We start from the raw sequence: 9,652 nt of genomic DNA, 5'->3' as shown, positions 1-9,652 counted from the left end.
CTGGCGGCATCGGGCGACCGTGCTCGTCGTGCCGGCGCCGTGGGTCGCTGCGGTGGCGGCATTGGCCGGGGCGCTGGGCTACGCGGCGCTTGCCGGCTTCAATGTACCGGCGCAGCGCGCATGGTGGATGATCGCGGCGGGCGGCGTCGCGTATCTGGCGGGGCGCAGCGTGCCGGCGTCGTCGGTGCTGTGCGTGGCGCTCGGCGGCGTGCTGCTGGCCGATCCGTGGGCCGTGCTGTCGGCCGGTTTCTGGCTGTCGTTCGGCGCGGTTGCCGTGATCCTGCTGGCCGTTGCGGGCTGGCGCGCGGTGCGCGAACCACGCGCCGACCCGGCGGATGACGGAATCGGTGAGCGGCTGCGCGCGTGGCTCTCGCGCGTAGCCCGCCGCCTGGCGGACGCGTCGCGGGTGCAATACGCGGTCACGATCGGGCTCGCACCGCTGACGGCAGCATGGTTTGCGCAGATCTCGGTATCGGGGCCGTTCGCCAACGCGTTCGCGATTCCGTGGGTCAGCACCGTCGTCACGCCGGTCGTGCTGGCCGGCATCGCGCTGCCCGCGCCGCTCGACGTTCACGCGTTCCGGCTCGCGCATGCGTTGCTCGAGCCGATGATGTCGGCGCTCGCGTGGCTCGCAGTCTGGCCGCGCAGCGTGTTCTGGCTGCCGATGCCGGGTTGGCCGGTGCTGGTGCTCGCGTGCATTGGTGTGGTTTGGGCGCTGCTGCCGCGCGGCTGGCCGTTGCGCTGGGCGGCGCCGCTCACCTGGCTGCCGCTCGTCGCGCCGGCGCCCGATCGGCCGCCGGAAGGCGGCTTCCGGCTGACCGTGCTCGACGTCGGGCAGGGGGCTGCGGTGCTGATCGAAACCGCGCGGCGGACGTTGCTGTTCGACGCCGGGCCGGGCCCGGAATCGACCCATGCGGGCGAACGGATCGTCGCGCCGTTCCTGCGCGCCCGCGGCATCCGGACGCTCGACACGCTCGCGCTCAGCCATGCGGACGCCGATCATGCGGGCGGGGCCGGTGCGGTCTATGCGGCCGTCGACGTGCGTCAACTGCTGGCCGGAATACCGGCCGAGAGCCGGCTGTGGCGCGACGCGCAGGTCGCCGGCGTGGCCGACCGCGTGCCGTGCGCGGCCGGGCAGCGCTGGACCTGGGACGCAGTGACCTTCACGATGCTGTGGCCGCGCGGCGGGCCCGGCGCCGGCGCGACGAACGGGCAGTCGTGCGTACTGCGCGTCGACGCGGGCGGCACGTCGGCGCTGCTGACGGGGGACATCGACGCGCGCGTCGAGCGCGAGCTCGTCGCTACGGATCGCGCCGCGCTCGCCGCGCAGATCCTGATCGTCCCGCATCACGGCAGCCGCACGTCGTCGATCGAGCCTTTCCTCGATTCGGTGGGGCCGCGCGTCGCGGCTTTTCCTGTAGGCTATCGCAATCGATTCGGGCATCCGCACCGGACCGTCCTCGCGCGCTATGCGGCGCGCGGCATTCCGCTGCCGCGCACCGATCATGACGGCGCCGTGCGGTTCGACGTCGCACCGGCGGACGGCGGGTTCGCGTTCGAACGTCATCGCGATGCGCGGCGCCGCTACTGGATGGACCGCTGACGAATTGCACGGGCGATCGCTTTGCGTGGACCGGAGCAAGTGACGACGCGCCGGCCGTGGTCGGCGCGATGCGTGGCGGCCGGGGTACAGGGCGGGGCCGGAGAAGACAACAAGACGGCAACAACGCGGGCAACAATGCAGGCAACGACGTGGGCAACCACGCGCCAGGCCCGGTCGACATCCGATCGACACAGGAGACACGTGCATTTGAAGGACATCCTCCATTTTTCGCATGCGAACGGCTTTCCGGCATCGACGTACCGGACGATCTTCGCCGAGCTCGCCGACGACTACGAGCTGCGCTACATCGAACGGATCGGCCACGACCGCCGCTATCCCGTCACGCGTGACTGGCCGCATCTCGTCGAGCAACTGCTCGACGACATCGGCAGCCGCTACGAGCGGCCAGTGTGGCTCGTCGGCCATTCGCTCGGCGGCTACCTGTCGCTGATGGCCGCGCTGAAGAAGCCGCAGTGGGTGCGCGGCGTCGTGATGCTGGATTCGCCGATCATCGCCGGCTGGCGCAGCGGCGCATTGCGCGCGAGCCAGTGGGCGGGGCTCGACGAGCGGCTGTCGCCGGCCGCGGCGACGCGCAACCGCCGCACGCATTGGGCGAGCCGCGACGATGTGTGGCGCCACTTCCACGAAAAACCGGCGTTCGCGCGCTGGGACGAACGGATGCTGGCCGACTACATCGACTACGGGATACCGCAGGCGGCGTCCGACGGCGCGCGCTCGCTCGCGTTCGACCGGCAGGTCGAATACCTGATCTACCGGACGCTTCCGCACACGCTCGGCCCGCGGCTCGCGCACGGTGCGCCGGTGCCGCTCGGCTTCCTGGCCGGCACGCGTTCGCGCGAAGTGCGCCAGGTCGGCCTCGATGCGACGCGACGGGCGACGCGCGGGCGCATCGAGTGGCTCGAGGGCAGCCACCTGTTCCCGATGGAGCGGCCGCTCGAGACGGCCCGCGCGGTGCAGCGGATGCTGAATGCGCTGCGCGCGGAGGAGAGCGTCGCGCCGCTCGCGAAGAGCGCCTGAAGCGCGGAATCGCCGTCTGTCCGACGCGGTGAGTGGACGGCCGGTGGAAAGGGCACGATCATCGCGTCTAATGCTGAGAGAAGCGCGGGCTTTACGGTATAATCCGTTTTTCCCGCGAGCATCCAGCGATGACCAAATATGTTTTCGTCACCGGCGGCGTAGTTTCTTCCCTTGGCAAGGGTATTGCCGCCGCTTCCCTCGCCGCGATCCTCGAATCGCGCGGTCTGAAAGTCACCCTCCTCAAGCTTGATCCCTACATCAACGTCGACCCTGGCACGATGAGCCCGTTCCAGCACGGCGAAGTGTTCGTGACGGAAGACGGCGCGGAGACCGACCTCGACCTCGGCCACTATGAGCGCTTCATCAGCACGAAGATGCGCAAGGCCAACAACTTCACGACCGGCCAGATCTACGAATCGGTGATCCGCAAGGAACGCCGCGGCGACTATCTCGGCAAGACCGTGCAGGTGATTCCGCACATCACGAACGAAATCCAGGCGTTTATCGAGCGCGGGGCCGCGTCGGCCACCTGCGGCGAGCCGGACGTCGCGATCGTCGAGATCGGCGGCACGGTCGGCGACATCGAGTCGCTGCCGTTCCTCGAGGCCGTGCGTCAGATGAGCCTGCGCCTCGGCCGCAACAGCGCGTGCTTCGTGCACCTGACGCTCGTGCCGTACGTCGCGACGGCCGGCGAGCTGAAGACGAAGCCGACCCAGCACAGCGTGCAGAAGCTGCGCGAGATCGGCATCCTGCCGCACGTGCTGCTGTGCCGCGCGGATCGCCGCATTCCGGACGACGAATCGAAGAAGATCTCGATGTTCTCGAACGTGCCCGAAGACGCCGTGATCTCGGTGTGGGACGCCGACAGCATCTACAAGATTCCGCAGATGCTGCACGACCAGGGCCTCGACCGGATCATCTGCGAAGAGCTGAAGCTGTCGCCGAAGGACGCCGACCTCTCGATGTGGTCCGAGCTCGTCGAGAAGCTGGAGCACCCGAAGCACGAAGTGACGATCGGCATGGTCGGCAAGTACGTCGACCTGACCGAGTCGTACAAGTCGCTGATCGAAGCGCTGCGCCATGCGTCGATCCACACGTCGACGAAGGTCAACATCGAGTACATCGATTCGGAAGAGGTCGAGGCGAACGGCGTCGACAGCCTGAAGCACCTGGATGCGGTGCTCGTTCCGGGCGGTTTCGGCCGTCGCGGCACGGAAGGCAAGATCGCGGCGATCCGCTATGCACGCGAAGCGAAGGTGCCGTACCTCGGCATCTGCCTCGGCATGCAGCTCGCGGTGATCGAGTTCGCGCGCGATGTCGTCGGCCTGAAGCAGGCGAACAGTACCGAATTCGACCAGGAGACGCCGGAACGCGTCGTCGCGCTGATCACCGAGTGGTACGACCGCGAAGGCAAGGTCGAGAAGCGCACCGAGGAGTCCGATCTCGGCGGCACGATGCGCCTCGGCTCGCAGCGCTGCCCGATCAAGCCCGGCACGCTCGCCGAAGAGATCTACGGCAAGGACGTGAACGAACGTCACCGCCACCGTTATGAAGTCAATAACCGCTTCGTGCCCCAGCTCGAAAGCGGCGGCCTTATCATCAGCGCGCGTACCCCGAGCGAGGACCTGCCGGAAATGATGGAGTTGCCGCGCTCGATGCACCCGTGGTTCGTTGGCGTGCAGTTCCACCCGGAATTCACGTCCACGCCGCGTGATGGCCATCCGCTGTTCAAGTCGTTCGTCGAAGCCGCGCTGGCCAACCAGCAGGCGCGCGCCGGAGTGAAAGCATGAAGTTGTGCGATTTCGAGGTCGGTCTCGACAAGCCGTTCTTCCTGATTGCGGGCACCTGTGTCGTCGAATCCGAACAGATGACGATCGACACGGCCGGCCGCCTGAAGGAAATCTGCGAGAAGCTGAACGTCCCGTTCATCTACAAGTCGTCCTATGACAAGGCGAACCGCAGCTCGGGCAAGTCGTTCCGCGGCCTCGGAATGGACGAGGGGCTGCGCATCCTGTCGGAAGTGAAGCGCCAGCTCGGCCTGCCGGTGCTGACCGACGTGCACTCGATCGACGAGATCGAGCCCGTCGCGTCGGTCGTCGACGTGCTGCAGACGCCCGCGTTCCTGTGCCGCCAGACCGACTTCATCCACGCGTGCGCGCGCTCGGGCAAGCCCGTCAACATCAAGAAGGGCCAGTTCCTCGCGCCGCACGACATGAAGAACGTGATCGACAAGGCGCGTGAAGCGGCCCGCGAAGCGGGGCTGTCGGAAGACCGCTTCATGGCGTGCGAGCGCGGCGTCTCGTTCGGCTACAACAACCTCGTGTCGGACATGCGTTCGCTCGCGATCATGCGCGAGACGGGCGCCCCCGTCGTGTTCGACGCGACCCACTCGGTGCAGTTGCCGGGCGGGCAGGGCACGAGCTCGGGCGGCCAGCGCGAATTCGTGCCGGTGCTCGCGCGCGCGGCGGTTGCCACGGGCGTCGCGGGCCTGTTCATGGAGACGCACCCGAAGCCGGCCGAAGCGAAATCGGACGGCCCGAACGCGGTGCCGCTGAACCGGATGGGCGCGTTGCTGGAGACGCTCGTCACGCTGGACCAGGCCGTGAAGCGCAACCCGTTCCTGGAAAACGATTTCAACTAAGAACGTATGAACCTGCGGCGGCTTCGCGCGTCTGTAGCGAAAGCGGCTTTTGCGCGTGCGCCGTCGCAGTATGAAGAATCCATCGTCATTCTCAGAGGAAACCCATGAGTGCCATCGTAGATATCATCGGCCGCGAGATTCTGGATTCGCGCGGCAACCCCACCGTCGAATGCGACGTGCTGCTCGAATCGGGCACGATGGGCCGCGCGGCGGTGCCGTCGGGCGCGTCCACCGGCTCGCGTGAAGCGATCGAACTGCGCGACGGCGAAGCCGGCCGCTACAACGGCAAGGGCGTGCTGAAGGCAGTCGAGCACATCAACACCGAAATCTCCGAAGCCATCATGGGCCTCGACGCGTCGGAACAGGCGTTCCTCGACAAGACGCTGCTCGAGCTGGACGGCACCGACAACAAGTCGCGCCTCGGCGCGAACGCGATGCTGGCCGTGTCGATGGCCGTCGCGAAGGCCGCGGCTGAAGAGGCTGGCCTGCCGCTGTACCGCTACTTCGGCGGCTCGGGCGCGATGCAACTGCCGGTGCCGATGATGAACATCGTCAACGGCGGCGCGCACGCGAACAACAGCCTCGACATCCAGGAATTCATGATCGTCCCGGTCAGCCAGCCGACGTTCCGTGAAGCCCTGCGTTGCGGCGCGGAAGTGTTCCACGCGCTGAAGAAGATCCTGTCGGACCGCGGCATGAGCACGGCAGTCGGCGACGAAGGCGGCTTCGCGCCGAACTTCGGCAGCAACGACGAGTGCCTGTCGACGATCCTGCAGGCAATCGAGAAGGCCGGCTACCGTGCGGGCGAAGACGTGCTGCTCGCGCTCGACTGCGCGGCATCCGAGTTCTACCACGACGGCAAGTACCAGCTCGCGGGCGAAGGCCTGCAGCTGTCGTCGGCCGAGTTCACCGACTACCTCGCGACGCTCGCCGACAAGTTCCCGATCGTGTCGATCGAAGACGGCATGCACGAAGGCGACTGGGCCGGCTGGAAGCTGCTGACCGAGCGTCTCGGCAAGAAGGTGCAGCTCGTCGGCGACGACCTGTTCGTCACCAACACGCGCATCCTGAAGGAAGGCATCGAGAAGGGCATCGCAAACTCGATCCTCATCAAGATCAACCAGATCGGTACGCTGACCGAAACGTTCGCGGCGATCGAGATGGCGAAGCGCGCGGGCTACACGGCCGTGATCTCGCACCGCTCGGGCGAAACGGAAGATTCGACGATTGCGGACATCGCAGTCGGCCTGAACGCCGGCCAGATCAAGACGGGTTCGCTGTCGCGCAGCGACCGCATCTCGAAGTACAACCAGCTGCTGCGCATCGAGGAAGATCTCGGCGACATCGCAAGCTACCCGGGCAAATCGGCTTTCTATAACCTGCGCTAACGCGCTACCATCCGGTTAGTCGAAAAACGACGCCGCTCTGCGTGATGCGTGGAGCGGCGCTTCTTATATCTGCGTTTCGTACATGCGCCTTGTTACTGTCGTCCTGATTGCCTTGCTGGCGCTTATTCAGTATCCCCTCTGGTGGGGGCATGGCGGCTGGTTGCGGGTGCACGAACTGCGTCAGCAGCTTGACGGCCAACTGCAGAAGAACGCCGACGAGAAGCTGCGCAACGAGCGGATCGCCGGTGAAGTGCAGGATCTGCAGAGCGGTACCGCTGCGATCGAGGAGCGCGCACGCTACGAGATGGGGATGGTGAAGGACGGCGAAGTGTTCGTGCAGTTCGTGTCGCCGAACGCGCCGGCCTTGCCGGCCAACACGATGTCGCCGAACACGTCGACGCGTGGCGAAGTGTCGGCTTCGCCGGTGCGCGTCGTGCCGAACCCGCAGTCGATCGCGAAGCCGTCGCGACACCACGGCGGGGAGAAGGGCAAGGCGGCTCACCACTGATTGCGGCAAGCGAACACCCATTGACGAAGCGCGGGAAATACCGCGCTTTTTTATTTCCTGACGGTCGGCAATCGACCGAGCCTTGCCGTTACCACCACCAGCCCGGATAGCCGTACGTGACGCCGGTTCCCCAGCGCGGCCCCCAGCCGCCGCCGTAGTATCCGCCATATACGGTGACCGGCGGCGGCGGCGCGTAATACGACCATGCACGCGCGGCGGCTTCCGCGGCCATCGCATCGTTCTGCTCGCGCAATGCCTGCTGGTCGATTTCGTCGTAGCGCTTGCGCTCGGTGGACGTCAGCGCATGCGGCTGGCCGCCGGCCGCGCCCGGCTCGGGCAGGCGGCTCAGGATCGTCGAGGATGGCTGCACCGCGCAGCCGGCGAGGGCGAGCGTGCCGGCCGCGGCGCCCGTCATGACGATGGTGCGAAACAGGTGGTTCATGTCCTTCTCCAGCGGGGCAGTGGCGACCGGGGAGGTTGGCGCCGAAGGTTGCGGCCTTCGGCGCGCCGATGGTGCACTGAGGGTGCACTGAGGGTGCGCCCCATGCCCGTGCCTCATTATGCGTCCGCACGCGAGCGTGCGCGGCGCTCAGTGACGCTGTTCCGATGCGGGTGCCACGCCGCTCGCGTGTTCGGGCGCCGTGAACAGTTGCGCAACGTCGACGGGATCGAACTCGTAACGCTGGTTGCAGAACTCGCAATGGATTTCGACGTGGCCGCGTTCGACGATCACGCCGTCGACTTCCTCCTGGCCGAGCATCTTCAGCATCGCGCCGACCTTCTCGCGCGAGCACGTGCACTGGAAGCGCGTGCCGGCCGGTTCGAAGTGCTGGACGTTTTCCTGCCAGAAGAGCCGGCGGAACACGACGTCCGGCTCCACTTCGAGCAGCTCCTGCGCGGACAGCGTGCCGCCGAGCGTACACACGCGTTCCCACGTGTCCGCATCGGTTTGCGCGGCGCGCGGCACGATGCCGCCGTCGCCGGGCAGCTTCTGCAGCAGCAGGCCGACCGCGCGATCGCGATCGGCGGCGAGCCACAGGCGCGTGTCGAGCTGCTCCGAGTGGTGCATGTAATGCTCGAGCACCTGCGACACCGATTCCAGCGGCCCGTGTTCGCCGTTCAGCGGCACGATGCCCTGGTACGGCTGCTGGCCCGGCTGCTTGTTGGCCGGATCGAGCGTGATCACGCAGCGGCCGTGGCCGCTCGCGTTGACGAGCTCCGCGAAGCGCGTGTCGTCGCCGATCGTCTGCGCGACGTCGCCCGAGAACTTCGCGGTTGCGCGCATCGACAGGTCCGAGCCGCATTGCACGACCAGCATCTTCACGGGCCCGTCACCGAAGATCTGCATGACGAGGGTGCCGTTGAATTTCAGGTTCGCGGACAGCAGCGCGCATGCGGCCATCATCTCGCCGAGCACCGTGCGGACAGGGGCCGGGTAATCGCGGCGGGTCAGGACTTCCTGCCAGGTGTTGCGCAACGAAACGATCTCGCCGCGCACGGGCGCCGCATTGAACATGAATTTCTGTAACTGGTCGCTCACTCTTCTTCCTTGAAAATCGCGCGGATCAGCCGATCCGCACGAGTTGCTCCTTGAAATGCGCACGCCGCTCGACATAGGTCTGTGCGTTCGCGCGCAGCCGCGCGACGTCTTCGGCCGACAGCTCGCGCACCACTTTCGCCGGTGCGCCGAGAATCAGCGAATTGTCCGGGAACGTCTTGCCTTCCGTCACCACCGCGCCGGCACCGACCAGACAGTTGCGGCCGATCACCGCACCATTCAAGACCACCGCCTGAATGCCGATCAGCGACCCTTCGCCGATCGTGCAGCCGTGCAGCATCGCCTGATGCCCGATCGTCACGTTTTCCGCGATCGTCAGCGGGTAGCCGGGGTCGGTGTGCAGCACCGCGCCTTCCTGCACGTTGCTGCCCGCGCCGACCGTAATCGGCTCGTTGTCGCCGCGGATCGTCGCGCCGAACCATACGCTCGAATTTTCCTCGAGCACGACTTTGCCGATGATGGCCGCCGTATCGGCGACGAATACGCTTTCGTGAATGGTCGGGGCGGTGTCGCCCAGCTTGTAGATCGTCACATCGTCTCCTTGGTCGACCGAACCCGGCGCTTCAGCGCGTGGTTCGGTCCCATGCTTTGAGGGCGACCGAACCTGGCGTTTCAGCACCTGGTTCGATCCCGTGCATTGCGGTGTCGTTCGGCGGGCGCCGGTAAAATGGCGCGTTTCGCCCGGCGTTTGCCGCCGAAGCACAGACGCGTATTGTAAACCGATGCGGGCGCAGGCTCCTGCCGCGCATTCCGTGGTGTCCCCCGTGGTGTCCCCGTTTATGAGCATGGTGTTTTCTTCCTCTCCCGATGTGTCGATCTGCGTGCGCCGCGCGGCGCTCGCTGCGCTGCGCGAGCCCGAGCCGGCAGCCAAGGCCGCGCAGGTGCGCGCGCTTCATGACGCGCAGCGGGCCGGGCA

At 66.8% G+C, this 9,652-nt stretch carries 9 protein-coding genes and 1 pseudogene; 7 read left to right on the top strand and 3 right to left on the bottom strand.

Translation table 11 applies throughout. From position 1 onward, the window contains the following. From G3N94_RS37405 to ftsB, 6 genes are all read left to right on the top strand, one after another. The coding region (locus G3N94_RS37405) for a DNA internalization-related competence protein ComEC/Rec2 (protein ID WP_205799254.1) at window positions 1–1,603 on the top strand (1,603 nt) is incomplete at its 5' end. Between the two features lie 207 nt (window positions 1,604–1,810). After that, entirely contained in the window at window positions 1,811–2,641 is an 831-nt protein-coding gene (locus tag G3N94_RS37400) for an alpha/beta hydrolase (RefSeq protein ID WP_205799253.1), read from the top strand. Between the two features lie 128 nt (window positions 2,642–2,769). Beyond that, window positions 2,770–4,431, top strand: a complete 1,662-nt coding sequence (locus tag G3N94_RS37395; RefSeq protein ID WP_205799252.1) for a CTP synthase — start codon at window positions 2,770–2,772, stop codon at window positions 4,429–4,431. Further along, a complete protein-coding gene (kdsA, locus tag G3N94_RS37390) occupies window positions 4,428–5,282 on the top strand; it encodes a 3-deoxy-8-phosphooctulonate synthase (protein ID WP_205799251.1) in 855 nt (284 codons plus the stop codon). The genes G3N94_RS37395 and kdsA overlap by 4 nt, the downstream gene beginning before the upstream one ends. A 104-nt stretch (window positions 5,283–5,386) precedes the next feature. Next, on the top strand, window positions 5,387–6,670 hold the full coding sequence (gene eno, locus G3N94_RS37385) for a phosphopyruvate hydratase (protein WP_017331789.1): 1,284 nt from the start codon (window positions 5,387–5,389) through the stop codon (window positions 6,668–6,670). Window positions 6,671–6,752: 82 nt separating this feature from the next. After that, window positions 6,753–7,178: a cell division protein FtsB gene (gene ftsB / locus G3N94_RS37380; RefSeq protein WP_205799250.1), complete on the top strand. Its 426-nt coding sequence runs from the start codon at window positions 6,753–6,755 to the stop codon at window positions 7,176–7,178. 88 nt (window positions 7,179–7,266) lie between these two features. On the opposite strand, the gene G3N94_RS37375 is transcribed toward ftsB, so the two are convergent. The 3 genes from G3N94_RS37375 to G3N94_RS37365 form a co-directional block, all read right to left on the bottom strand. After that, the gene (locus tag G3N94_RS37375) at window positions 7,267–7,620 is read right to left on the bottom strand and encodes a hypothetical protein (protein WP_205799249.1); all 354 of its coding nucleotides are present in this window, start codon (window positions 7,618–7,620) and stop codon (window positions 7,267–7,269) included. A gap of 147 nt (window positions 7,621–7,767) precedes the next feature. Beyond that, window positions 7,768–8,718: an Hsp33 family molecular chaperone HslO gene (hslO, locus tag G3N94_RS37370; RefSeq protein ID WP_205799248.1), complete on the bottom strand. Its 951-nt coding sequence runs from the start codon at window positions 8,716–8,718 to the stop codon at window positions 7,768–7,770. Window positions 8,719–8,743: 25 nt separating this feature from the next. Then, window positions 8,744–9,268, bottom strand: a complete 525-nt coding sequence (locus tag G3N94_RS37365) for a gamma carbonic anhydrase family protein (protein ID WP_205799247.1) — start codon at window positions 9,266–9,268, stop codon at window positions 8,744–8,746. 247 nt (window positions 9,269–9,515) lie between these two features. Here G3N94_RS37365 and G3N94_RS42790 point away from each other — a divergent pair. Further along, window positions 9,516–9,652, top strand: a pseudogene (locus G3N94_RS42790) (DUF455 domain-containing protein); the annotation flags it as partial.

This window comes from Burkholderia sp. Ac-20353 (genome assembly GCF_017104785.1).
Lineage (GTDB): Bacteria > Pseudomonadota > Gammaproteobacteria > Burkholderiales > Burkholderiaceae > Burkholderia.
This window is presented reverse-complemented; position numbering and strand designations above follow the sequence as displayed.

What these genes read in the sequence shown, in the direction of transcription:
- G3N94_RS37395 (WP_205799252.1), top strand. Translation starts at nt 2,770, where the DNA reads ATGACCAAATATGTTTTCGTCACCGGCGGCGTAGTTTCTTCCCTTGGC.
- ftsB (WP_205799250.1), top strand. Translation starts at nt 6,753, where the DNA reads ATGCGCCTTGTTACTGTCGTCCTGATTGCCTTGCTGGCGCTTATTCAG.
- G3N94_RS37375 (WP_205799249.1), bottom strand. Translation starts at nt 7,620, where the DNA reads ATGAACCACCTGTTTCGCACCATCGTCATGACGGGCGCCGCGGCCGGC.
- kdsA (WP_205799251.1), top strand. Translation starts at nt 4,428, where the DNA reads ATGAAGTTGTGCGATTTCGAGGTCGGTCTCGACAAGCCGTTCTTCCTG.
- eno (WP_017331789.1), top strand. Translation starts at nt 5,387, where the DNA reads ATGAGTGCCATCGTAGATATCATCGGCCGCGAGATTCTGGATTCGCGC.